The following is a 22,744-nucleotide window of genomic DNA, read 5'->3' on the forward strand; positions in this document are numbered from 1 at the left end:
CGTCACGCATCCGCGGCCGAACGCACCGGGGTGATCGGTAACCAGCGCAGCGCGCCCGGTGCGGTGGCCGGCACCACCGGATGCTCCGGGGCGACCGGATCCAGCCGGCGGTACGCCTGGTCCTGCGGTGGGCGCTGATCGTTCTCGCCCTTGTTCGGCCACAGCGACGCGGCCCGTTCGGCCTGCGCGGTGATGGACAGCGACGGGTTGACGCCCAGGTTGGCCGAGATCGCGGCGCCGTCCACCACGAACATGGTGGGGTAGCCGTAGACCCGGTGGTAGGGGTCGATGACCCCGTGTTCGGGGCCGTCGCCGATCGCCGCGCCGCCGAGGAAGTGCGCGGTCAGCGGGATGTTGAACAGCTCGCCCCAGGTGCCGCCGGCCACCCCGTCGATCTTCTCGGCGATGCGCCGGGTGACCTTGTTCCCGACGGGGTTCCAGGTCGGGTTCGGGTCGCCGTGTCCCTGCTTGCTGGTGTACCAGCGGATGCCGAGCTTCCCGCGTTTGGTGTAGGTGGTGATCGAGTTGTCCAGATGCTGCATGACCAGGGCGATCAGGGTGCGCTCGCTCCACTGGCTGACGTTGAGCATCCGCATCATGCGGCGCGGATCCTCGCGGGCCTGGTCCAACAGTTGCTTCCAGCGGGGCACGTCGGTGCCCTCCCGACCGGTGCCGTCGGTCATCAGGGTCTGCAGCAACCCCATCGCGTTGGATCCCTTGCCGTAGCGACAGGGTTCGACGTGGGTGTCGGCGGTCGGGTGGATCGACGACGTGATGGCTACGCCGTGCGTCAGGTCGAGGTTGGGGTCGACCTCGAGCTTCCCGGCGCCGACGATGGACTCGGAGTTGGTGCGGGTCAACACGCCCAGGCGCTCGGAAAGGCGCGGCAACTTGCCCTTGTCGCGCATCTTGAACAGCAGGTGCTGCGTTCCCCACGTGCCGGCGGCCAGGATCAGGTGCGTCGCCGTGTAGGTGCGCCGGTCCCTGCGCAGCCAGCTCCCGGTGCGCACGGTGCTGACCTCCCACACACCGTCGGGGCGCTGCTGGAATCCCTTGACCGTTGTCATCGGAATGACTTGTGCCCCAGCCGATTCGGCGAGGCCGAGGTAATTCTTCAGTAGCGTGTTCTTGGCACCGTAGCGACAACCCGTCATGCAGCAACCGCACTCCAGGCAGCCGGTGCGCTCCGGTCCCGCGCCGCCGAAATACGGGTCCGGCACGGTCTTGCCGGGCGTCTTGCTGCCGTCGGGACCGAAGAACACGCCCACCGGGGTGGACACGAAGGTGTCACCGCAGCCCATCTCGTCGGCGACTTCCTTCAGGATGCGGTCGGCGTCGGTGAAGGTCGGGTTCGTGACCACCCCGAGCATCCGTTTCGCCTGCTCGTAGTGCGGCATCAACTCGTCGCGCCAGTCGGTGATGTGCGACCACTGCCGGTCTTTGAAGAACGGCTCCGGCGGCACGTAGAGCGTGTTGGCGTAGTTCAGGGAGCCGCCGCCCACCCCGGCGCCGGCCAAGATCATCACGTTGCGCAGCGGGTGAATGCGCTGAATGCCGTAGCAACCCAGCCTCGGCGCCCACAGGAACTTGCGCAGGTCCCAGGACGTCTCGGCGAAATCCTCGTCGGCGAAGCGCCGCCCGGCCTCCAATACGCCTACGCGGTAGCCCTTTTCGGTCAGCCGCAGCGCGCTGACGCTGCCCCCGAAACCCGAACCGATGATCAGAACGTCGTAATCCGGCCTCATCGCACCAGTATGGCCTTACCGGCCGGTAATAAACCAGCGGCCCCGAAGGGTCAGCTTCCCGTGGTCAGCCCGACCTTCTGGAACTCCTTGAGGTCGCAGTAGCCGGCCTTGGCCATCGATCGGCGCAGGCCACCGACCAGGTTCAGGGAACCGAATGGGTCGTCGGAGGGCCCGTTGAGCACCCGCTGCAGCGGCGGCCGCTCACCGAGGGCGATCTGCAGCAACGCCCCGCGCGGCAACGACGGGTGCGCCGCGGCGGCGGGCCAGAACCAGCCCTCGCCGAGCGCCTCGGCGGATTCGGCGAGCGGGGTGCCGAGCACCACCGCGTCGGCGCCGCAGGCGATCGCCTTGGCCAGCTCGCCGGAGGTGTGGATGTCGCCGTCGGCCAGCACGTGCACGTAACGGCCGCCGGTCTCGTCGAGGTATTCGCGCCGCGCGGCGGCGGCGTCGGCGATGGCGGTGGCCATCGGCACGCTGATGCCCAACACCTCGTCGCTGGTGGTCACGCCCCGGGTGGAGCCATAGCCGACGATGACGCCGGCGGCGCCCGTGCGCATCAGGTGCAGCGCGGTGCGGTGGTCGAGCACGCCGCCGGCCACCACCGGGACGTCGAGCTCGGAGATGAAGGTCTTCAGGTTCAGCGGCTCGCCGTCGCTGGCCACCCGCTCCGCCGAGACGATGGTGCCCTGGATGACCAGCAGGTCGATGCCGGCCTGCAGCAGCACCGGGGTCAGCGCCTGGGCGTTTTGCGGGCTGACCCGCACCGCCGTGGTCACCCCGGCCTCCCGGATGCGCGCTACCGCGGATCCCAGCAGGTCGGGGTTCAGCGGCGCGGCGTGGAATTCCTGCAGCAGCCGGATCGCGGCCGACGGTTCGGGCTCCTTGCTGGCGGCCTCGACGAGCTGGGCGATCTTGCCCGCTACGTCGGCGTGCCGGCCGATCAGCCCCTCGCCGTTGAGCACGCCGAGCCCGCCCAGCCGGCCGAGCTCGATGGCGAACTCCGGCGACACCAGCGCGTCGGTCGGGTGGGCCACCACCGGGATCTCGAACCGGTAGGCGTCCAGCTGCCAGGTGGTGGACACGTCCTGTGACGACCGGGTGCGCCGCGACGGCACGATGCTGACTTCGCTCAGTTCATAGGTGCGACGGGCGTTGCGGCCCATCCCGATTTCGACCATGCCGCCCTCAGCGCGCAAAGTAGTTGGGCGCTTCGACGGTCATGGCGACGTCGTGCGGATGGCTTTCGCGCAGCCCGGCCGAGGTGATCCGGACGAACTGCGCCTGCTGCAGCGCCTCGATGGTGGGCGAGCCGGTGTAGCCCATCGCGGCGCGCAGACCGCCGGTGAGCTGGTGGATCACCGAGGACAGTGGACCGCGGAACGGCACCCTGCCCTCGATCCCCTCGGGCACCAGCTTGTCCTCGCTCAACGCGTCGTCGGCGAAGTAGCGGTCCTTGGAGTACGACTTCCCCCCTCCAGCCCCGCCTCTACCTTGCATCGCGCCCAGCGACCCCATACCCCGGTAGCTCTTGAACTGCTTGCCGTTGACGAAGATCAGCTCCCCGGGGGCCTCGGCGGTGCCGGCCAGCAGCGAGCCCAGCATGGCCGTCGAGGCGCCGGCGGCCAGGGCCTTGGCGATGTCGCCGGAATACTGCAGTCCGCCGTCGGCGATCACCGGCACGCCCGCCGGCCCGCAGGCCGCGACGGCCTCTAGGATCGCCGTGATTTGTGGCGCGCCGACCCCGGCCACCACCCGGGTGGTGCAGATGGAGCCCGGTCCCACGCCGACCTTGACCGCGTCGGCGCCGGCGGCGACCAACGCCAGGGCCGCGGACCGGGTGGCGACGTTCCCGCCGATCACCTCGACCTTCTCGCCCACCTCGGCCTTGAGCTTGCCCACCATGTCGAGTACCAGCCGGTTGTGCGCGTGCGCGGTGTCGACGATCAGGACGTCGGCCCCGGCGTCGACGAGCATCATGGCGCGCACCCAGGCGTCGCCGCCGACGCCGACGGCGGCGCCCACCAGCAGCCGGCCGTCACTGTCCTTGGTGGCCAGCGGGTGCTGTTCGGTCTTGACGAAGTCCTTGACGGTGATCAGCCCGGTGAGCCGGCCGTGGCCGTCGACGACGGGCAGCTTCTCGATCTTGTTGCGGCGCAACAGCCCCAGCGCCGCGTCGGCGCTCACGCCCTCCTGGGCGGTGATCAGCGGGGCCTTGGTCATCACCTCGGCGACCTTCCGGGTCTGGTCGACCTCGAACCGCATGTCGCGGTTGGTGATGATGCCGACCAGCGCCCCGTCGTCGTCGACCACCGGCAGACCCGAGATCCGGAACCGGGCGCACAGCGCGTCGACCTGCGCCAGGGTGTTGTCCGGCCGGCAGGTGACCGGGTCGGTGACCATGCCGGCTTCCGAGCGCTTCACCATCTCGACCTGGCCGGCCTGTTCGGCGACGGGCAGGTTGCGGTGCAGCACACCCATGCCACCGGCCCGGGCCATCGCGATCGCCATCCGCGACTCGGTGACCGTGTCCATCGCCGAGCTGACCAGCGGCACTTTGAGCCTGATCTTCTTGGTGAGCTGACTGGACGTGTCCGCGGTGGCGGGAACCACATCGGAAGCGGCGGGCAACAACAAGACGTCGTCGAAGGTGAGCCCCAGCATCGCGACCTTGTGCGGGTTGTCGCCGCCGGTGGGCACCGGGTCGTCGACCAGTCCCGCGATATGGGGGTCGCGCACGTAGGGGCTGCCGACGAGGTCGGAACTGTCTTCCAGGTGGGACAAGCCACGGGTCATCGGTGGGGCCCTCCATGCGATGCGGCGTGAGACTTCCATCCTATCGGCTCGCTCACCGCGCCGACCCGCTTGCCGGGGCGCGCCGCGGGCGCCAAACGGCACGGGAAACGACGGGCGGCTTCCCTGCTGGCGTTATCCCGGCACGGCTGCGTAGGCTAGTGTGCGTGCGCGATCACCTCCCTCCGGGTTTGCCACCCGACCCCTTCGCCGACGACCCCTGCGATCCGTCGGCTGCGCTGGAAGCCGTAGAGCCGGGGCAGCCCCTGGACGCCCAAGAGCGGATGGCGGTCGAGGCCGACCTCGCCGACCTGGCGGTTTACGAGGCACTGTTGGCGCACAAGGGCATTCGCGGACTCGTGGTGTGCTGTGACGAATGCCAGCAGGATCACTATCACGACTGGGACATGCTCCGGGCGAACCTGTTGCAGCTGCTGATCGACGGCACCGTCCGCCCGCACGAGCCGGCCTACGACCCCGAGCCGGACGCCTACGTCACGTGGGATTACTGCCGTGGCTACGCCGACGCCTCGCTCAACGAGGCCACCTCGGACGCCGACGGATACCGCCGCTGAGCCAGGCGGGTTCCCGCTAGCCCTAGCTAGGGATTGTTCGGCGTCACCGCCGACGGGCTGGACGTCTGGCCGTGATGCCGGTGCTTGCTCCACGACTGACTCGGCGACGGCGTGACTGATGGGCTCGGGGAAGCCTCGGAAGGCGTCGTGGCCGCCGTCGGGGCCGCGGTGGTCGGAGTCGACCACGCCGACGGTGTGTTCGCCGGGGGCGGCAACGTCGCGTTCGGGTTGCGCGACTGCACCCTGACATTCAACAGTTTCAGCTGATTCGTCAGCTCCTGTTTGCTGGCCGGGTCGTCGATCGACTGCACCAAGCTGCTCACCTCGGTCAGCTGATTCCGGGCCTGCTCCCATTGACCCCGATCAATCGATTCCTGCACCTTGGCCAGATCGGCCCTGGCGGACAGCATGACCTGATTCTTCTCGTTGACCCGCGGCTGGTCGAAGAACATGGCGTGCAGCCCGTACAGCGTGGTCCCGGGACGGGCCTCGACCACCATGGCGCCGAAGCCGCTCATCACCAACAGCGCCGCGGCGACCGATCCGATCGTCGCCCACCCGCGGCGGCCGCGGCGGCGGTCGGCCAACCCGGTGCGCAGGGCCTCGACGGCCTCTTCGGCCGACACCAGCGCGCTGGCGGGTGGCCACCGCAGGTTGTCCCGCCAGTCCTCCAGCAGGGTGGCCATCGCGTCCGTGTCGGGGTCACCGACGTGCACCGGCCGCCGCTCGGCGAGCGCGTCGAGGAGCAGGTCGGTGTGGGCGAATTCGTCCGGTGATTCAGGCACAGTCACCCGCCGCGATCATTTCGGACTTCAGCCGGGACAGCGCACGGTGCTGGGCCACCCGGACCGCTCCCGTGGTGCTGCCGACGGCGGACGCGGTCTCCTCGGCGGACAGGCCGACGACGACACGCAGGATCAGGATTTCGCGCTGCTTGGCGGGCAGGATCTCGAGCAGTTCGCTCATCCGGCTGACCGAATCGGCCTCGATGGCACGCTGTTCCGGGCCCGCGTCGGCAGACCAACGCTCGGGGATCACCTCGGTGGGGTAGGAGAGATCGCGGCCGGCGGCGCGATGGGCGTCCGCGACCTTGTGGGCCGCGATGCCGTACAGGAAGGCGAGAAAGGGACGCCCGCGGTCCCGGTAACGCGGCAGCGCCGTGATAGTCGCCAAGCACACCTCCTGTGCCACGTCATCCGCCGAAAGGCCACCCCGCTCGACTGTCCCGACTCGCGCGCGGCAATACCGCACGACAATCGGACGGATGGTCTCCAGCACCTCCCGTAGTGCGTTGGTGTCCCCCGCCACGGCCTTGGCCACCACAGCGTCGAGACGATCCCCTTGAATTGTCATCGACGGCGGTATCTCCAACGTTACGAACCAGACACATCGCGGGCTAACCGGGCTAACTAACGAAATGACAATAACGGCCCGGAGGCCATTTCAAGCGGAACGCCACGTCGCACCGGCGCGCCGCACTTGGCCTGCGCAGACATCGCGAATTTCGCGCAACTGCTGAGTCGAAAACGTGACGCTCCCGAGATCAATCAGCAAGCACGCCAACGCCCACCGAAGCGGGACCAGCCCCAGCACGCCGGCCGCGTCCAGCGCCGCCTCCGCCACCGCACGGGCGCGCTCGACGGCCCCCGCGCTGCACAGGGCGGCCGCCAGCACCACTTCGCTCTTGACCGCGTGCCGCGCCGACGGGACGGCCATGGCGCCCGCCAGCCGCACCGCTTCGGTGGCATGGCGGACAGCGACTTCGCCGTCGCCACGGGCCATCGCCAATTCGGCGGCCACCCACCCGCGGCGCACCGGCTGCCGGTCGGGCACCGGCCCGGCACTCAGCTCCGAGTCCGCGCGGGCCAACAGTGCCGCCGCGGCCGCGAAGCGGCCGACACCCAGCGCGTCGGCCGCCAGCCCGATCAGGGCGTCGGCGCGGGCCTCGGGGTCCGCGCCCGCCAACGCCAGGGCGCGCCCGTCCCAGCCGCGCGCCAATGTGTGCCAACCGAGTTGGCGCAGAAACGATCCCTGCGTGCTGTGCGCCAGGGAGACCAGCCGTCCGGCGGGGGCGCTGCGCCGCAGGGCCGCCAGATCGCGATAGGCGCTGCCGTAGCGGCCCTGCCCGCCCGCCGCGACGGCGCGCAGCCACAATTCGTCCGGCGTGACCGCCGTCGGCAGCGGCCAGGTTCCGGGCTGGTCACCGAAGGCGGCGGCGGCCAACTTGCGCCAAATCACGGAAGTGTGACGAGTTTCAATCACGGCGATGGCGGTAAACAGTTTGTGCTGTTCGCGTTACCGAACTGTTAATCACTATAGATCCTGTACTAATCGCAGCTAGCCCTCCCCTGGCCCGTGAGCTGGGAAATCTCGTTTCGGTCAAGTGCCTGGTAGCACGGTGCGTGTTTCGCCAATAGGTAGCAGATGAACGCAACGTTAATTCTTTTATAACCATTACATACTTTGCCGGGCTAAGTGGCTATTGACGCAAATTCGCCGTCCGCCCTAACGTCTACGCATGACGGGTAGTCATCGGTGACGCCACTTCAATTCAGTTGCACTATCGCTTCGCGATCTAAGACCTTACTGGGCGTGCCGTGCAGAGAGGGAACACACCAATGCCACAGCCGGAGCAGCTACCTGGACCCAACGCCGACATCTGGAACTGGCAACTGCAGGGCTTGTGCCGCGGCGTTGACTCGTCGATGTTCTTCCACCCCGACGGTGAGCGCGGGCGCGCCCGCATGCAGCGCGAGCAGCGCGCCAAAGAAATGTGCCGGCAGTGCCCGGTCATTCAGGAATGCCGTTCGCATGCCCTCGAAGTCGGTGAGCCCTACGGGGTTTGGGGCGGTTTGTCCGAATCCGAGCGCGACCTGCTGCTGAAGGGCGACATCGGCCGCACCCGTGGCATCCGCCGCTCGGCCTAGCGGTTCATCGAGCAGCCCGAAGGGGCAGCACGCCTTCTGCACGACACGGTTGAACGTAGCGCCGTCGCGGCCCGTGTAGTAGTCATGGACTAGGCCGCCCGCTGGCTGATTCCATATCGACGCGGCACCGGAAAACCGCTGGATCGCGTCGGTCCGAATCCGGGCGTTCCGTCGTGTCGGGGGCCCCGCGTCGGTTCGCTCACGCGCACAGGAGGGGTGCCGTGACGAAACGATCACACCGATCTCTAGATCACGTCCGCAATGCCGGACATGCTGCGGTGACAACCCTGGGACGACAGCAATGGCTGGACCGGCCGAGCTACCGCCTCGAGCACGGTCTGACATTCCTCTTCGCGGCCATGGGCCGATACCGAGACCGGGTCAGCGATGCGCTGCACGGCACCTGGCTCGGTCATCCGCTGCATCCGGCGCTGACGTCGGTGCCAACGGGAGCGGTCACGACGACGGTCGCGATGGATGCGGCCTCCATGTTCCCGGGGCGCGCCACGCAATGGCGTGACGCGTCGAGATTCGCGTTGGGCGTCGGACTCGTCGGAAGCATCGGCGCGGGCGCGACCGGTCTGACGGACTGGCAACACACCCACGAGCAGTCGCGACGCGTCGGCCTTGTCCATGGCTTGCTGAACGGGATCGCGACGGGCCTGTACGCGCTGTCGTGGTGGGACCGCCGCCACGGTCGCCACGGGCGAGGGATGGCGAGCAGCGCGCTGGGCTATGGCCTCACCCTGAGTAGCGGTTATCTGGGCGGGGCGCTGGTGTTCGGCTCGGGCGCCGGGGTGGATCGCTCCGGTGATCGGCTGAGCGGGCATCACTGGACGCCGGTGCTGCCGGCAACGGCCCTGGACGGCCAGCCACAGCGAGTCGAGGTGAACGGCGTCGGCGTGGTTCTGTACCGCAACGACGACCGCGTGCTGGCCGTCGGCGCGCGCTGCCCTCACCTGGGTGCGCCGATGGACGACGGCTGGATTGACCGCGATCGAATCGTCTGCCCGTGGCATGGCTCCCGCTTCGACTGCGATTCGGGGGAAGTGTTACGCGGACCGGCGACGGCCGCACTGCCGCATTACCCGATACGCATTCGCAACGGGTTCGTCGAGGTGCGCGGAGGGGCCAAATGAATGCCTACGACGTGCTTTTCGAGCACCACAAGGTGTTGCGCGGGTTCTGCGAGAAAATCACCGCGCTACCCCCGAATTCCGGCGAGCGGCAAGATGCCCTCGATGAACTGTTGATCGAGCTCGACATCCACATGCGGATCGAGGACGACTTGTTCTACCCGGCGGTGTCGCAGGCAAGCACGCTGGTCGCAATTGCCCATGCGGAGCACCGGCAAGTCTGGGATCAGCTGGCGGTGCTACTTCGGACCCCGCCGACGGCGCCGCAATACGAGGACGAATGGCACTCGTTCGTCACGGTCCTGGACGCCCACGCCAGTGAAGAGGAGCGCGACTTGTGCCCGGCCCCAATAGATTTGAGCGCCGACATGCTCGAAGAACTTGGAGACCGAATGGTGGAGCGCATCGCCCAACTACGTCAATCCACCATCAACAAGCTCCGCGTCCGCGGCCGCGCGGCCCTGCTGAGTTCGCTGTAAGCGGATCCCCGCGTCGACAACGGCAAGACAGCCGCGGAAACCTGGCGCAAGATGAAAGGCGTGGCCCAATCAGCTAACGACGACGGCGGGCTGGTCGATTCCGAAGCCACAGCGGCCGGCACCGCGGTAGTTCGATCGGTGGCCACCGTGGCCAGCACCGGAGTCGCGGGATCGGCAGCCACCGTGGCCAGTGCCGGCGTGGCCGGATCGGTAGCCACCGTGGCCAGCACCGCCGTGGCCGGATCGATTGCCACGGCCGGCAGTGCGGCCGTCGCCGGAAGTATCGTCACCGCGATGTCTCTCGCGGTTGCCGGCAGCATCGCATGTCTGGGGTGTGCCTTCTGCAAGCGTTGTGTCGTGTGCCTGGGTTGTTTCGGTTGCACAAACTGTGTCGGGTGCATGGGGTGCTACAACTGCTCGGGCTTGCGCTTTGCCGTCGGGCTCCGCGACGTGCACGGCCGGTAGCGCGGATCAATCGTTTCGAGGTCCGCTAATCGGGGTAGGCCCGGCAAATGAACAAGGGCGTATCCTTCGCGGCCGCGGCGCTTGCCGCGACCATCGCACCGCTAGCCGCATGCGCAAACCAGCAGGGTGGCCAGGCCACCACGTCACCGTCGTCCAGCGCGCCGCCCGGCACGGAGCGGATGACCACGCAGTTGAAGGGCGCCGACGGAAATCAGGTCGCCACCGCCACCATCGATTTCGCCAATGGCTACGCGACGGTGACCGTGGAAGCCGGACCCAACCAGGTCCTGAGCCCCGGTTTCCACGGCCTTCAGATCCACTCGGTGGGCAAATGCGAGGCCAATTCGACTGCGCCGGCCGGAGGTTCGACCGGTGACTTCAACTCCGCCGGAAGCGTCTACCAGGCGCCGGATCACACGGGTTTTCCGGCCAGCGGTGACCTGACCGCGTTGCAGGTGCGCAACGACGGGTCGGCGAAACTCGTCACCACCACCAACCTGTTCACCGCTTCGGATCTGCGAAACAGCTCGGGCACCGCGCTGGTCATCCACCAGGCCGCGGACAACTTGAGCGGTAGCGCCACCGGTGAGTCGGGCAAGCGGGTGGCCTGCGGGGTGATCGCCGCGTCCTCCGCGACGACGACTTCGTCCACCGAAACGACGACCAGCGTCACGACGATCACCACGACGACCGCCGTACCGCCGCCATCCACGAGCACGAGCACCGTCACGGTCACCAGCACCCCGGCGTACACGTCCACTCCGACAACGACCGTGACGACGCCGCCCAGCCTTCCGCCCGGCCGCTGACGCGCTGAAGACCGAATCCACCTCCGGCCCCGAGCCGGGGGTAGGGCACAAGCCGATCGCCGTAACTGAAGGCGTCCGCGGTCCGACGCCCCTACTCTTCTGACATGCAGACGGTGCTGTTCACCCTCGGGTTGGTCCTGTTCCTGATCGGTCTGCTCACCGGATTCGCCATCCCGGCGCTGAAGAACCCGCGCATGGCGCTGTCGAGCCACCTCGAGGCCGTCCTCAACGGCATGTTCCTCGTGCTGCTCGGCCTGCTCTGGCCATACATCCACCTGCCCAATGCTTGGGGAGTGACGGCAGTCGTACTGATCGTGTACGCCGCCTACACGAACTGGCTGGCGACCCTGCTGGCAGCCGCTTGGGGCGCCGGCCGCAGGCTCGCGCCCATCGCGGCGGCCGACCACGAGGCGTCGGCGGCGAAGGAGCGGATCGTCAACTTCCTGTTGGTATCACTCGGGCTGGCGATCGTGGTCGGCGTGGGCATCGTCATCGCCGGAATCTGATCACTGGGACAACGACGCTTTCGTCTCGCCTAGCCCCGCGGTTGGGCAAGGCCCGGTCGATCGGGCCGGTCGGTAAGTTGTGGCTGTAGACGTTCTCTCCATCACAAGCGTGGCGGTGGTAACCGCCGACCCGCCGCAGAGCCGCAGGCTATTCATTGATGCCCTCGGCCTCCCGTTGGAGGGCGAAGGCGATGGCTATTACTGCACCGGAAACATCCCCGGCAGCAATCACTTCGGAGTGTGGCCGCTCACCGAGGCGGCAGAGTCATGCTTCGGAACACCCCAATGGCCCGCCGATCGGGTGGTCCCCCAGGCCTCCATCGAGTTCGAGGTGAAGGATCCCGAAGCCGTCGCCACAGCAGGCGCCGAGCTCCAGCGCGCGGGCTTCGAGCTGTTGCACCCGGCCCGCACCGAACCGTGGGGACAAACAGTCACTCGGGTTCTCACCGAGGATGGCTTGATCATCGGCGTCTCCTATGCGCCGTCGCTTCATGTCGTAGACGAGGACTGGGGCGCGAGCCCCTGGCCGTGGTACCGGATGGCGAGTGCTCGTGCTTAGGTCGGGATTGTGAAATCCCTCGTTAAGTTGTTTCGCGACACGGTCGCGGCTCGGATAGGGGTTGCAGCCGCGCTCGGAATTGCCGTCGCTCTCGGGGTGGGTAACACGGTCGGCTGGCGATTCGCGCTCGCCGGCTGGATCGTTACCGCTGGCGTCTATGTGGTGTGGACGCGGCTCATTATCGGCGGAATGGATGCTGATCAAACCTGCAAATACGTGACGAAGGAGGACCCCACCCGGTGGGTAGCCGACGCGGTCATCGTGTCGGCAAGCGTCGCGAGCCTGGGCGGGGTCGGTTACGTGGTGGCCGCCGCGTCGCGCTCGGGCCCGGGAGCCGTAGAAGCCGCCGTTGTGGGCGTCCTGACCGTCGCCGCATCCTGGTTTGCCGTGCACACATTGTTCACCGTGCACTACGCGCGGCTTTATTACTCGGACGAGCCCGGTGGAATCAACTTCCACGACCCGGAGCGACCCCGCTTTCGGGACTTTGCGTATGTGGCCTTCACCGTAGGCATGACCTATCAGGTGTCAGACACCGAGATCGGATTGACCTCCATCAGGGCGACGGTGTTGCGCCATGCGTTGCTGTCCTACCTCCTCGGCGCGGTCGTCTTGGCGGTCACCATCAACCTGATCGCGGGATTGGGCTCCAAGTTCTAATCGGAGGGACGCGCGCTCCCTCCTCGCCAAACCCGCCACCGGGCTAGCTCGCGCCCGCCGCGATCACCTCGTCCACCTCGAGGGCCCGGTCGGCCATCTCGGCGTGTGCCTTGTCCAGCGCCTCGGCCTGATCCTCGTCGGCCTTCATCAGCGCCTCGATGTCGAAGCCGGCCATGTCGTGGACTCCCATGTCCCGGAAGGCCTTCTGTACCTTGTCGCCCCACAACCCGATGTCCTTGACGATCGGCACGATGCGGCTGAACAGGTGCGAGCGGAACTGGATCATCAGCGGTGAGGTGTCGACCCATTCCGCGCACGCTTTGACGTCCATGCCGAGGGTCTCGAAAACCTCCTCGCCGCGGAACCGGTCGCGCATCAGGTAACAGGCGTCGACGACGAACTCTTCCCGCTCGTCGCGCTCGGCGTCGGTCAGTGCGGAGTAGTAGTCCTTCAACGAGATTCGGCCGAAGGCGACGTGGCGCGCCTCGTCCTGCATGACGTAGGCCAGTAACTGCTTGGCCAGCGAGTCCGGCGCCGCCATGTCACGCAGCACCCCGAACGCGGCCAGCGCGAGCCCTTCGATGAGTACCTGCATGCCGAGGTACGGCATGTCCCAGCGCGAATCGCGCAGGGTGTCGTCCAGCAGTGCGGTCAGGTGCTTGTTGATCGGGTAGACCACGTCGACCTTGTCCTGCAGGAACCGCGAGAACGCCTCGACGTGCCGGGCCTCGTCCATGGTCTGGGTGGCCGCGTAGAACTTCGCGTCCAGGTCCGGGACGACCTCGACGATCTTGGCCGCGCACACCATCGCCCCCTGCTCGCCGTGCAGGAACTGGGAGATCTGCCAGGCCTGGAAGTGCTGGCGCATCTCCGAGCGACGTGCTTCGTCGGCGGCGTCCCACATCGGGCTGCCGAACAGCGGGTGGAATTCGTCGGGCAGCGCGACCGGGTTCATCGGGTCGACGTCTTGCGCCCAGTCGATACGCGACTGGGCGTCCCACTGCTTGTCCTTGCCCTTTTGGTAGAGGGACAGGAGCCGGGCGCGCCCCTCGTCGTACTCCCAGGTGAAGCGCGCGTCGCCGGCGCTGGGGACCTCCCACGAGTACGGCACAGGCACCTCCGTGTACTTGTCCCTCGTTGTCATGAGCGGCCGCCTCTCTACCCGGTGTGACCAGTGGTCATATGACGCGTATCACATTGCACTGCGGGGCGGCAGCGCGTCAAGCCTGACTGGCGGTCCAATTGACCGACCCAACGAACGAAGCGCCCCCGGCCGATTGACCGGGGGCGCTTCGTTAGCGGGTGCTTCTAATGGTGGTGATGGCCGTGGCCATGCCCGTGGTCATCGTGGTCGTCGGCAGGCTTCTCGACAATCGCCGTTTCCGTGGTCAGCACCATCCGCGCCACCGACGCCGCGTTGAGCACCGCGGACCGGGTCACCTTGACCGGGTCGATCACGCCCTCGGCGATCAAGTCACCGTAGGTGAGCTTGTCCGCGTTGAGCCCGTGCCCGGCCGGCAACTCACTGACCTTGTTCACCGCGACGGCGCCGTCCAGGCCGGCGTTGGCGGCGATCCAGTACAGCGGTGCCGCGAGTGCCTCGGCGAACACGTCGACCCCTGACACCTGATCGCCGGTCAGCGATCCGCGCAGTTCGGTCAGTGCCTTACGGGCCTGGATGAGCGCCGAACCGCCGCCGGCGACGATGCCCTCCTCGACGGCGGCCTTGGCTGCCGCGACGGCGTCGTCGACGCTTTCCTTGCGTTCCTTGAGCGCGGTCTCCGTGGCGGCACCCACCTTGATCACAGCCACGCCGCCGGCCAGCTTGGCCAGCCGCTCCTGCAGCTTCTCGCGGTCCCACTCGGAATCGCTCTTCTCGATCTCGGCGCGCAGCTGCTTGATCCGGTCGGCAACCGCATCCTTGGAGCCGCCCCCGTCGACGATGATGGTGTCGTCCTTGCTGACCACCACGCGGCGGGCCGAGCCCAGCACATCGGCGCCGACCTCCCGCAGCAGCAGGCCGGCGTCGGGGTTGATCACCTGGCCGCCGGTGACGACCGCCAGGTCCTCGAGAAACGCCTTGCGCCGGTCGCCGAAGAACGGCGCCTTCACGGCAACCGCCTTGAGCGTCTTGCGAATCGAGTTGACCACCAGCGTCGCCAGGGCCTCGCCCTCGATGTCCTCGGCGATGATCAGCAGCGGCTTCCCCGACTCGGCGACCTTCTCCAGCATGGGCAGCAGGTCGGGCAGCGAGCTGATCTTCTCCTGGTGCAACAGGATCAGCGGGTCGTCCAGCACGGCTTCCTGCGAGTCGAAGTCGGTGACGAAATACGCCGACAGGAAACCCTTGTCGAAACCGACGCCCTCGGTGAACTCCAGCTCGGTGCTCAGCGTGGAGGATTCCTCGACGCTGACCACGCCATCGGCGCCGACCTTGGTCATCGCCTCGCCGACCAGCTCGCCGAGATGCTGATCGCGCGACGACACCGTCGCCACCTGAGCGATCCCGTGCTTGCCGGACACCGGGATGGCCGCCGCCAGCAGCGCCTCGGACACCGCGTCGGCCGCCTTGGAGATTCCCGCGCCGAGCTCGATCGGGTTGACGCCGGCCGCAACGAGCCGCAGCCCGCCCTTGATCAGCGCCTGCGCCAAGACGGTCGCGGTGGTGGTGCCGTCGCCCGCCACGTCATTGGTCTTGGTGGCCACCGACTTCACCAGTTGCGCGCCCAGGTTCTCGAAGGGGTCTTCCAGGTCGATCTCGCGCGCGACGGTGACGCCGTCGTTGGTGACCGTGGGGCCGCCAAATGCCTTGGCGAGCACCACATGCCGGCCGCGCGGCCCCAGTGTCACCCGTACCGCGTCGGCGAGCGCGTTGACGCCTGCCTCGATGGCGCGGCGCGCGGTTTCGTCGTACTCAATCAGCTTGCTCATCAGGCTCCTTCATACGCATGCCGCCCCGGAAATCACCCGCGACCATGCGCGGGGATCGCCGGGGCGGAACACGGTGCTTACTTCGATACGACGGCCAGCACGTCGCGTGCCGACAGGATCAGATACTCCTCGCCGTTGTACTTGATCTCGGTACCGCCGTACTTGCTGTAGATGACGGTGTCGCCTTCCGAGACGTCGAGCGGAATCCGCTTCTCGCCGTCCTCGTCCCAGCGGCCGGGACCGACTGCGACGACGGTGCCTTCCTGCGGCTTCTCCTTGGCGGTGTCAGGAATGACCAGACCGGACGCGGTCGTGGTCTCGGCCTCGTTGGCCTGCACGAGAATCTTGTCCTCGAGTGGCTTGATGTTCACCTTCGCCACGATTGGAGCCCTCCACTAGTTAGATCGGGTCCGGGGCGGGTGCCCCGGCCGGAGTTGGCGGTCGGTCCGGGGGTAACCCCAACCGTCCGATATCAGGGATTCGGCAGTCGTCCGTGCCCGAGCGCCGTCGTCGCGGGTGCCGGCACAGGGCTTGGCCGATTGCCACCTAGCACTCTATACACGAGAGTGCTAGCACTCAAGGGCGGCCCGCTGCGTATTGGATGTTCGCTACGAGCGATCACCTCACCTGGGCTTTTATCACCGGCAGGCCCGGGTCGCTGGGTACATCCAGCGGTGACTGTGGCGCCCCGGCGGCCACCAGGTGCGCGGCGAAGGACGCGATCATCGCCCCGTTGTCGGTGCAGAGCCGGGGTTTGGGGATCCGCAGCGCCAGTCCGGCGGCCGCGCACCGCTGCTCCGCGAACTCCCGCAGCCGTGAATTGGCGGCCACTCCCCCGGCGATCAGCAGCGTCGAGACGCCGAGCCGGGTCGCCGCACGCACCGCCTTCATGGTCAGCACGTCGGCGACGGCTTCCTGAAACCCCGCGGCGACGTCGGCGTTCACCGCGTCGGGGTGACTCTCCAAGTAGCGGGCCACGGCCGTTTTGAGCCCGGAGAAGCTGAAGGCGTACGGGTCATCGGCGGGGCCCGTCATGCCGCGCGGGAAGGCGATGGCGTTCCGGTCGCCGGTGCGGGCCAGGTCGTCGAGCACCTTGCCGCCGGGATAGCCCAGCCCCAGCAGCCGGGCCACCTTGTCGTAGGCCTCGCCGGCGGCGTCGTCGACGGTGCTGCCGAGTTCGACGATCGGTTCCCCGAGGGAACGCACGTGCAACAGGTGGGTGTGTCCGCCCGACACCAGCAGCGCCACGCACTCGGGCAACGGCCCGTGTTCGTAGACGTCGGCGGCCAGGTGCCCGCCCAGGTGGTTGACGGCGTAGAACGGTACCCCCCACGCGGCCGAATACGCCTTGGCCGCAGCCACTCCCACCAGCAGGGCGCCGGCCAGGCCCGGCCCGATCGTGGCGGCGACGATGTCGGGCTTCTGCAGGCCCGCCGTCGTCAGCGCGCGGCGCATGGTGGGACCGAGCGCCTCCAGGTGCGCCCGCGACGCGATCTCGGGGACCACGCCGCCGAAGCGGACGTGTTCGTCGACGCTGGACGCCACCTCGTCGGCCAACAGCGTCACGGTGGCCCCAACACCGGTGCCGTCGAGCCGCGCGATGCCGACTCCCGTTTCGTCGCAAGAGGTTTCGATGGCCAAGATGATCGTCATCGACGGGCCTCCCTGCGCATCGTGTACGCGTCGGCTCCGCTCGCGCGGTAGTAGCGCCGGCGCAGGCCGACCTCCTCGAACCCCGCGCTGCGGTACAGCGCGATGGCCGCCTCGTTGTCGGTGCGCACCTCGAGGAAGACCACGCCGCCGTCGGCGAAGACCAGCAGCTCGTCCAGCAACCGGCGCCCGACACCCCGCCCCTGATACGCGGTGTCCACGCCGATGGTGTGGACCTCGTACTCGAACGGCGGGGTGCGGCCCAGCCGTGAGATTCCGGCATACCCGACGAGCGTGCCGCCGGCGCGCGCGCCCACGTAATGGTTGTGCGGGCTGGCCAGTTCCCGGTTGAAGGCCGCCGCGGGCCACGGATCGTCGCCGTCGAACAGCTGATTTTCGAGCTCGGCGCAGCGCGCCGCGTCGTCGGGGGTCAACGCGCCGAGCGTCACGGGCTCGCTGGTGGCGGTCACTCGCGCGCCGCCATCGGTTTGGCGTCCGGGCGGCGAAGGTACAGCGCCACCAACGGCATTGGGCGCTGCGACCAGTCGGGCACCGCGGCGACGAGCCCGGCCGGTGTGGGATAAATCGGCCCGCAGTGCGGCAGGTCGAACAGCGCCGCGTGCTCTTCCGAGCCGGCCACCGCCTGCGCGACGCCGGGATCGACGTCGGCCGGGGCGTTGACTCCCGGCCCCGCCATGCGAAACCCGTCGCGGTAGCGGGCCCAATAGACCTCGCGCCGGCGGGCGTCGGTGACCACCAGCACCTCGCCGGTGGTTCGCACCCCGATGGCGTCCAGGCTGCACACCCCGCGCACCGGGATGCCCAGCGCGTGCCCGTAGGCGGCGCCGGTGGCCATCCCCGCCCGCAGGCCGGTGAACGGGCCGGGGCCGCAGCCCACCACGACGGCGTCCAGGTCACCCATCGTCAACCCGGCATCGGCGAGGGCGCCCACCACGTTCGGCGTGAGCCGTTCGGCGTGCGCCCGGGCGTCGACCGTGACCCGCTCGGCCAGCACGGTCAGATCCTCGCGCCGGACGATCCCGGCCGTCACGGCCGGGGTGGCGGTGTCGAGGGCGAGGACGATGCTCATGTGCACCGCTCCTCCTCATCGCTGCGCTCTGCATCGTTGCCGGTGCGACTCATGAACGGTCCCCGGAAAAGGCCCACTGCCACGTGGCGATCCGCACGTCGGAATGGCTAACGCGTTCCAGACGAATGTCGAGGTGGCGCTCGGCGAGGCGTTCGACGAGGCCCTCGCCCCACTCCACGACCACGACCGCGTCGTCGAGATCGGTGTCGAGGTCCAGTGAGTCGAGCTCGCCCAGCAGGTCGGCGCCGTCGTGGTCCAAAAGCCGGTACATGTCGACGTGAATCATCGCCGGTGCGCCGGGCCGCCGCGGCGGGTGCACCCGCGCCAGCACGTACGACGGCGAGGTGACCGGGCCGTCGACGTCCATCGCCGCGGCAATCCCCTTGGCCAGCACGGTCTTTCCCGCGCCGAGCGGACCGGTGAGCACCACCACGTCACCCGCACGCAGCTGCTCACCCAGCCGCGACCCGAGCGCGATGGTGTCCTCGACGTGTTCCAGTGTGGCCGTGCCCCCGTCTTTTTCAGCCACCACGCCGACGCAGCCTCTCCCGCATCCAGCGGGCCGCCAGCGCGGCGCGGCCCGGGGTGGCCCGCTTGACCAGCCGGATCAACCCGTCGTTGATCGCCTCGGGCTTGTCCAGCAGCGCGAGGTGGCTGGCCCCCCGGACGATGACCAGCTCGGACTGCGGCAGCGAGGCCGCCATCTTGCGGGAGTATTCGTCGGGCGTGAGCAGGTCGTGGTCACCGCAGGCGATCAGGGTGGGGATGCGCAGCAGGGTCCACAGGCCGGCGGTTTCGTCGTGGTGTTCCAAGGCATCCAGGAACTCCACCATGGTGGGGATCGGGGTGCCGGTCATCATCCGCTGCGAGAAGGCGTCCAGGCTCCGGCTGACGTGCAGGTCGCTGTAGGAGGCGGCCCGCAGGACCGGACCGATCAGCGAGCGGGACACGCTGCGGCCGCGGTGCATCAGCTTCGGAGCGGACCGCGCGGTGAACCGGAACGCTTCCAGCGCAGGGTTTTTCAGGATCTCGCCCAGCGGGGACCTGGCGACGCCTTCGGCCGCAGAGGAAATCAGGGCGGCGCCGACGATCCGGCGCCCGTACTGGTCGGGGAATTGGCGGGCGTGCGACAACACCGTCATGCCGCCCATCGAGTGGCCGACCAGCACGACCATCCCGCGCGGTGCGACCACCTGGAGCACGCTCTCGAGGTCTTTGCCGAGTTGGGTCAGCGTGTAGGTCTCGGGGTCGGCCTCGTCGGATTGCCCGTGCCCGCGCTGGTCGTAGAAGACCATCCGGACGCCAGGGCCCACGTGGTGGGGCAGCCGCGTCCGCTGAAAATGGAAGGCGCCCATCCGCAGACAGAATCCGTGGACGAAGACAATGGTCAGCGGGGCGTCCGCGGGGCCGGCTTCACGGATTGCCAACGACACCCCGTCGGGGGTGGTTACCACCGAACGGCGGTCGTCGTCGATCCTGTCGAAATCCTCGTCGGCGTAAGGGTCTTCGATGCCGCGGGCGCGCTGGATCATCGAGCGGCGGGCCGAGGCTCCGACGATGGTGGCGAGGGCAGTCACCCCCGCCCCTCCCGCAAGCCAAGCCCTCGCCTTACGGCGCCTGCGGGTTTTCTCAAGGCTCAATGGTTCGCGCCTCGCGGTAGGTCCTGGTGATGCGCCCCCTGGGGCTGGTCACCACTTCGTAGTGGATGGTGCCGAGCAGGTCGGCCCAGTCCTGTGCGGTGGGTTCCCCGCTGCTGCCGGGCCCGAACAGGATCGCCTCGTCGCCCTCAGCCACGTCGGTCCGACCAGGGCCGAGGTCGACGACGAACTGATCCATACAGATCCGCCCGACCCCGGGCCGCCGCTTGCCGTTGATCAACACGTCCAATCGTCCCCCCAGCGACCGGAATACGCCGTCGGCGTAGCCGACCGGCAGCAGCGCCAAATTCGTGTCGCGCTCCGCGGTCCAGGTGTGCCCGTATGACACGCTCTCACCCGCGCGAATCGACTTCACCAGCGCCACAGGGCATTTCACCGTCATGGCCGGCACCAGCCCCATGTCCCCGAGCTCGGGCACGGGGCTCAGGCCGTACACCGCGACGCCGGGCCGCACCAGGTCGAAGGCCAGATCGGGGCGCGACATGGTGGCCGACGAGTTCGCCAGGTGCGCGACCTCGAACCGCACCCCCTGCTCGCCCGCCTGCGCCAGCATGTCGCTGAAGCGTTGGGCCTGAAGATCATTGACGGGGTTGGCCGGTTGATCGGCAAACACCATGTGCGACATCAGGCCGCGCAACCGGATGGCGTCCTCGGCGACGGCCCGGCGCAGCGCGGTCAGCATCGACGGGTACCGCGCCCGGTGGACGCCGTTGCGGTTCAGCCCGGTGTCGACCTTGACGGTGACCGTCGCGGTCCGGCCCGTCCGGCGCGCGGCGTCCAGCAACTCGTCCAGCTGGCGCTCCGACGACACGGCGATCTCCACGTCGGCTAGCAGCGCGGGCCCGAAGTCGATGCCGGGCGGGTGCAGCCAGGCCAGCACGGGTGCGGTGATCCCGTCGCCGCGCAGCGCAAGCGCCTCGGCGACGGTGGCGACGCCCAGCTCGGCCGCGCCGCCGGCCAACGCCGCACGCGCGGCCTGGGTGGCCCCATGGCCGTAGCCGTCGGCCTTGACGACGGCCATCACCTGCGCGCGGCCGGCGTGCTCGCACAGCAACCGCACGTTGTGCTCAATGGCGCCCAGGTCCACCAGGGCCTCGGCGAGGAGCCCCGGTGTCAGCGATATCGGCGTAACGGCCACGGCCGCCATTCTCCCAGAATCGGCCGCACGCGCCGACCGCCCACAGCCCCACTTCGTCGCAATGGCCACATCCGTCACACGCGCCCCCGCACCGGGAGACACCCGATGTGCCCGCCTCCGAGCGACAATCGACGACGTCAGCACTGCGAGCCGCCGCTTCTGGGACCCCACGGTCCCTTGTCGCTGTGAGGCGGGCAACACACGCATCCCTTCCCAAGCGGAAGCTCGCCGAGAACTCAGTGCGCGAAGTGCTGAGCCTCGTAGTGGCCGCCGGGCTTGAGCTTGTCCAGCGAAGTGAGCGCCGACACGGCGTCGTCGTGCAATGCCCGGGCCAGGTCCGCGGAGAGCCCTTCCCGCACCACGATGCGCAGCACCGAGACGTTGGCGGCGTTGTCGGGCATGGTGTAGGCGGGCACCTGCCAGCCGTAACCCCGCAGCTCGTGGGAGACGTCGAACTCGGTGTAGCCGCGGTTCTTGGCCAGCCGGAAGGCGATCACGGGGATCGCCGAACCGTCCGAGATCAGCTCGCAGTGGTCGCTGACCCGTAGTTGCTCGCCCAGCCAGCGCGCCGTCCTCGACAGTGTCTGCATGACCTTGGTGTAGCCGTCGCGGCCCAGCCGCAGGAAGTTGTAGTACTGGCCGACCACCTGGTTGCCGGGGCGGGAGAAGTTCAGTGTGACAGTCGGCATGTCACCGCCGAGGTAGTTGACCCGGAACACCAGCTCCTCGGGCAGGTACTCCTTGCTGCGCCACACCACGAACCCGACACCGGGATAGGTCAGCCCGTACTTGTGGCCGCTGACGTTGATCGACACCACCCGGGGCAACCGGAAGTCCCACTTGAGTTCGGGGTGCAGGAAGGGCACCACGAATCCCCCGCTGGCGGCGTCGATGTGGACGGGAACGTCCACCCCGCCGCCGGCCGCCAGCTTGTCCAGCGCACCGCAGATCTCGGCGACCGGTTCCAGTTCACCGGTGTAGGTGGTGCCCAGGATCGCCACCACCCCGATGGTGTCCTCGTCGACGGCGTCGACGACCTGTTCGGGGGTGATGACGTAGCGTCCCTCCTCCATCGGCAGGTAGCGGGGCTCGACGTCGAAGTAGCGGCAGAACTTCTCCCACACCACCTGGACGTTGGAGCCCATCACCATATTCGGCCGGCGGCTTTCCCAGTCCTTACCGACCTTCTGCCGCCACCGCCACTTCATGGCCAGCCCGCCCAGCATGACCGCCTCGCTGGAGCCGATCGTCGACACCCCGCACGCGCTGTAGGGGTCGGCGTCGTTCAGGTCTTCCGCGTGGAACAGGTCGGCCACCATGCACACGCAGCGCTGCTCGATGGCCGCGGTCGCCGGGTACTCGTCCTTGTCGATCATGTTCTTGTCGAACGTCTCCGCCATCAGCCGCCCGGCCTCGGGATCCATCCACGTGGTGACGAAGGTGGCCAGGTTCAGCCGGGAGCTGCCGTCGAGCATCAGCTCGTCGTGGATGAAGCGGTAGGCGGCCTCGGGGTCCATCGACTCGTCGGGCAGCCGCAGCGCCGGCACCGGCGCGGTGAACATGCGGCCGGTGTAGGCGGGGGCGATGCCGTGCGCGGGCAGGGACGGGTGTTGGGGCACTAGGAGA

General features: G+C 68.4%; 25 protein-coding genes. 9 read left to right on the forward strand and 16 right to left on the reverse strand.

Annotated elements, in window-relative coordinates; all coding sequences use genetic code 11:
• Nucleotides 1-2: 2 nt before the first annotated feature.
• Genes AWC17_RS00440 through guaB form a run of 3 tightly spaced genes read right to left on the reverse strand, consistent with a single transcriptional unit; the run spans nucleotide 3 to nucleotide 4,538 of the window.
• Nucleotides 3-1,745: a GMC oxidoreductase gene (locus AWC17_RS00440; RefSeq protein ID WP_046184689.1), complete on the reverse strand. Its 1,743-nt coding sequence runs from the start codon at nucleotides 1,743-1,745 to the stop codon at nucleotides 3-5.
• Between the two features lie 50 nt (nucleotides 1,746-1,795).
• Nucleotides 1,796-2,923: a GuaB3 family IMP dehydrogenase-related protein gene (locus tag AWC17_RS00445; protein WP_046184690.1), complete on the reverse strand. Its 1,128-nt coding sequence runs from the start codon at nucleotides 2,921-2,923 to the stop codon at nucleotides 1,796-1,798.
• Between the two features lie 7 nt (nucleotides 2,924-2,930).
• Nucleotides 2,931-4,538 (reverse strand): IMP dehydrogenase, encoded by a 1,608-nt coding sequence (guaB, locus tag AWC17_RS00450; RefSeq protein ID WP_047322520.1) that lies wholly within the window; start codon nucleotides 4,536-4,538, stop codon nucleotides 2,931-2,933.
• 164 nt (nucleotides 4,539-4,702) lie between these two features.
• Between guaB and AWC17_RS00455 the strand changes: the two genes are divergently transcribed.
• A complete protein-coding gene (locus tag AWC17_RS00455) occupies nucleotides 4,703-5,110 on the forward strand; it encodes a DUF5319 domain-containing protein (protein WP_046186907.1) in 408 nt (135 codons plus the stop codon).
• Between the two features lie 26 nt (nucleotides 5,111-5,136).
• Here AWC17_RS00455 and AWC17_RS00460 read toward each other — a convergent pair whose 3' ends face one another.
• The 3 genes from AWC17_RS00460 to AWC17_RS00470 form a co-directional block, all read right to left on the reverse strand.
• On the reverse strand, nucleotides 5,137-5,901 hold the full coding sequence (locus AWC17_RS00460) for an anti-sigma-D factor RsdA (RefSeq protein ID WP_231588699.1): 765 nt from the start codon (nucleotides 5,899-5,901) through the stop codon (nucleotides 5,137-5,139).
• Nucleotides 5,888-6,463 carry a sigma-70 family RNA polymerase sigma factor gene (locus tag AWC17_RS00465; protein WP_046186905.1) on the reverse strand — a complete coding sequence of 192 codons (576 nt, stop codon included), beginning with the start codon at nucleotides 6,461-6,463 and terminating at the stop codon, nucleotides 5,888-5,890. The genes AWC17_RS00460 and AWC17_RS00465 overlap by 14 nt, the downstream gene beginning before the upstream one ends.
• Before the next feature lie 90 nt (nucleotides 6,464-6,553).
• Entirely contained in the window at nucleotides 6,554-7,372 is an 819-nt protein-coding gene (locus AWC17_RS00470) for a hypothetical protein (protein ID WP_085164122.1), read from the reverse strand.
• A 356-nt stretch (nucleotides 7,373-7,728) separates the two neighbouring features.
• On the opposite strand from AWC17_RS00470, the gene AWC17_RS00475 reads away from it, so the two are divergent.
• The 8 genes from AWC17_RS00475 (at nucleotide 7,729) to AWC17_RS00510 (ending at nucleotide 12,651) form a co-directional block, all read left to right on the forward strand.
• On the forward strand, nucleotides 7,729-8,037 hold the full coding sequence (locus AWC17_RS00475; protein WP_046184677.1) for a WhiB family transcriptional regulator: 309 nt from the start codon (nucleotides 7,729-7,731) through the stop codon (nucleotides 8,035-8,037).
• Between the two features lie 359 nt (nucleotides 8,038-8,396).
• Nucleotides 8,397-9,176 carry a Rieske (2Fe-2S) protein gene (locus AWC17_RS00480; RefSeq protein ID WP_231588601.1) on the forward strand — a complete coding sequence of 260 codons (780 nt, stop codon included), beginning with the start codon at nucleotides 8,397-8,399 and terminating at the stop codon, nucleotides 9,174-9,176.
• Entirely contained in the window at nucleotides 9,173-9,652 is a 480-nt protein-coding gene (locus AWC17_RS00485; RefSeq protein WP_046184675.1) for a hemerythrin domain-containing protein, read from the forward strand. The genes AWC17_RS00480 and AWC17_RS00485 overlap by 4 nt, the downstream gene beginning before the upstream one ends.
• 51 nt (nucleotides 9,653-9,703) lie before the next feature.
• Entirely contained in the window at nucleotides 9,704-10,117 is a 414-nt protein-coding gene (locus AWC17_RS00490; protein WP_197083440.1) for a hypothetical protein, read from the forward strand.
• Nucleotides 10,118-10,164: 47 nt separating this feature from the next.
• Complete coding sequence (locus AWC17_RS00495) at nucleotides 10,165-10,926, forward strand: superoxide dismutase family protein (protein WP_046184674.1); 762 nt, start codon at nucleotides 10,165-10,167, stop codon at nucleotides 10,924-10,926.
• 104 nt (nucleotides 10,927-11,030) lie between these two features.
• Nucleotides 11,031-11,432, forward strand: a complete 402-nt coding sequence (locus AWC17_RS00500; protein WP_046184673.1) for a styrene oxide isomerase — start codon at nucleotides 11,031-11,033, stop codon at nucleotides 11,430-11,432.
• Between the two features lie 109 nt (nucleotides 11,433-11,541).
• Entirely contained in the window at nucleotides 11,542-11,991 is a 450-nt protein-coding gene (locus AWC17_RS00505) for a VOC family protein (protein WP_197083439.1), read from the forward strand.
• Nucleotides 11,992-12,000: 9 nt separating this feature from the next.
• Nucleotides 12,001-12,651: a DUF1345 domain-containing protein gene (locus tag AWC17_RS00510; protein WP_046184671.1), complete on the forward strand. Its 651-nt coding sequence runs from the start codon at nucleotides 12,001-12,003 to the stop codon at nucleotides 12,649-12,651.
• Nucleotides 12,652-12,694: 43 nt separating this feature from the next.
• On the opposite strand, the gene AWC17_RS00515 is transcribed toward AWC17_RS00510, so the two are convergent.
• From AWC17_RS00515 to gad, 10 genes are all read right to left on the reverse strand, one after another.
• Nucleotides 12,695-13,795, reverse strand: coding sequence for a ferritin-like domain-containing protein (locus AWC17_RS00515; protein WP_046184670.1), 1,101 nt, complete (start codon nucleotides 13,793-13,795; stop codon nucleotides 12,695-12,697).
• 164 nt (nucleotides 13,796-13,959) lie between these two features.
• The gene (groL, locus tag AWC17_RS00520) at nucleotides 13,960-15,582 is read right to left on the reverse strand and encodes a chaperonin GroEL (RefSeq protein WP_046184669.1); all 1,623 of its coding nucleotides are present in this window, start codon (nucleotides 15,580-15,582) and stop codon (nucleotides 13,960-13,962) included.
• Between the two features lie 77 nt (nucleotides 15,583-15,659).
• Entirely contained in the window at nucleotides 15,660-15,962 is a 303-nt protein-coding gene (groES, locus tag AWC17_RS00525; RefSeq protein WP_007167930.1) for a co-chaperone GroES, read from the reverse strand.
• A 238-nt stretch (nucleotides 15,963-16,200) separates the two neighbouring features.
• Nucleotides 16,201-17,235 (reverse strand): tRNA (adenosine(37)-N6)-threonylcarbamoyltransferase complex transferase subunit TsaD, encoded by a 1,035-nt coding sequence (gene tsaD, locus AWC17_RS00530; protein WP_046184668.1) that lies wholly within the window; start codon nucleotides 17,233-17,235, stop codon nucleotides 16,201-16,203.
• Nucleotides 17,232-17,702 (reverse strand): ribosomal protein S18-alanine N-acetyltransferase, encoded by a 471-nt coding sequence (gene rimI, locus AWC17_RS00535; protein ID WP_046184667.1) that lies wholly within the window; start codon nucleotides 17,700-17,702, stop codon nucleotides 17,232-17,234. Before rimI ends, tsaD begins: the two co-directional genes overlap by 4 nt.
• Nucleotides 17,699-18,322, reverse strand: coding sequence for a tRNA (adenosine(37)-N6)-threonylcarbamoyltransferase complex dimerization subunit type 1 TsaB (gene tsaB, locus AWC17_RS00540; RefSeq protein ID WP_046184666.1), 624 nt, complete (start codon nucleotides 18,320-18,322; stop codon nucleotides 17,699-17,701). The genes rimI and tsaB overlap by 4 nt, the downstream gene beginning before the upstream one ends.
• A gap of 49 nt (nucleotides 18,323-18,371) precedes the next feature.
• Nucleotides 18,372-18,854 carry a tRNA (adenosine(37)-N6)-threonylcarbamoyltransferase complex ATPase subunit type 1 TsaE gene (gene tsaE, locus AWC17_RS00545; protein ID WP_141224376.1) on the reverse strand — a complete coding sequence of 161 codons (483 nt, stop codon included), beginning with the start codon at nucleotides 18,852-18,854 and terminating at the stop codon, nucleotides 18,372-18,374.
• Nucleotides 18,844-19,899, reverse strand: a complete 1,056-nt coding sequence (locus AWC17_RS00550) for an alpha/beta fold hydrolase (RefSeq protein WP_197083438.1) — start codon at nucleotides 19,897-19,899, stop codon at nucleotides 18,844-18,846. Before AWC17_RS00550 ends, tsaE begins: the two co-directional genes overlap by 11 nt.
• Before the next feature lie 52 nt (nucleotides 19,900-19,951).
• Nucleotides 19,952-21,118, reverse strand: a complete 1,167-nt coding sequence (gene alr, locus AWC17_RS00555) for an alanine racemase (protein ID WP_141224378.1) — start codon at nucleotides 21,116-21,118, stop codon at nucleotides 19,952-19,954.
• 236 nt (nucleotides 21,119-21,354) lie between these two features.
• Nucleotides 21,355-22,737, reverse strand: coding sequence for a glutamate decarboxylase (gene gad / locus AWC17_RS00560; protein WP_046185360.1), 1,383 nt, complete (start codon nucleotides 22,735-22,737; stop codon nucleotides 21,355-21,357).
• Between the last annotated feature and the right edge of the window lie 7 nt (nucleotides 22,738-22,744).

This window comes from Mycobacterium nebraskense, assembly GCF_002102255.1.
Classification (GTDB): domain Bacteria; phylum Actinomycetota; class Actinomycetes; order Mycobacteriales; family Mycobacteriaceae; genus Mycobacterium; species Mycobacterium nebraskense.

What these genes read in the sequence shown, in the direction of transcription:
- AWC17_RS00475 (WP_046184677.1), top strand. Translation starts at nt 7,729, where the DNA reads ATGCCACAGCCGGAGCAGCTACCTGGACCCAACGCCGACATCTGGAAC.
- tsaB (WP_046184666.1), bottom strand. Translation starts at nt 18,322, where the DNA reads ATGAGCATCGTCCTCGCCCTCGACACCGCCACCCCGGCCGTGACGGCC.
- tsaD (WP_046184668.1), bottom strand. Translation starts at nt 17,235, where the DNA reads ATGACGATCATCTTGGCCATCGAAACCTCTTGCGACGAAACGGGAGTC.
- AWC17_RS00480 (WP_231588601.1), top strand. Translation starts at nt 8,397, where the DNA reads ATGGGCCGATACCGAGACCGGGTCAGCGATGCGCTGCACGGCACCTGG.
- AWC17_RS00495 (WP_046184674.1), top strand. Translation starts at nt 10,165, where the DNA reads ATGAACAAGGGCGTATCCTTCGCGGCCGCGGCGCTTGCCGCGACCATC.
- AWC17_RS00465 (WP_046186905.1), bottom strand. Translation starts at nt 6,463, where the DNA reads ATGACAATTCAAGGGGATCGTCTCGACGCTGTGGTGGCCAAGGCCGTG.
- groL (WP_046184669.1), bottom strand. Translation starts at nt 15,582, where the DNA reads ATGAGCAAGCTGATTGAGTACGACGAAACCGCGCGCCGCGCCATCGAG.
- AWC17_RS00445 (WP_046184690.1), bottom strand. Translation starts at nt 2,923, where the DNA reads ATGGTCGAAATCGGGATGGGCCGCAACGCCCGTCGCACCTATGAACTG.
- AWC17_RS00440 (WP_046184689.1), bottom strand. Translation starts at nt 1,745, where the DNA reads ATGAGGCCGGATTACGACGTTCTGATCATCGGTTCGGGTTTCGGGGGC.
- AWC17_RS00500 (WP_046184673.1), top strand. Translation starts at nt 11,031, where the DNA reads ATGCAGACGGTGCTGTTCACCCTCGGGTTGGTCCTGTTCCTGATCGGT.
- guaB (WP_047322520.1), bottom strand. Translation starts at nt 4,538, where the DNA reads ATGACCCGTGGCTTGTCCCACCTGGAAGACAGTTCCGACCTCGTCGGC.
- AWC17_RS00490 (WP_197083440.1), top strand. Translation starts at nt 9,704, where the DNA reads ATGAAAGGCGTGGCCCAATCAGCTAACGACGACGGCGGGCTGGTCGAT.
- AWC17_RS00515 (WP_046184670.1), bottom strand. Translation starts at nt 13,795, where the DNA reads ATGACAACGAGGGACAAGTACACGGAGGTGCCTGTGCCGTACTCGTGG.
- AWC17_RS00485 (WP_046184675.1), top strand. Translation starts at nt 9,173, where the DNA reads ATGAATGCCTACGACGTGCTTTTCGAGCACCACAAGGTGTTGCGCGGG.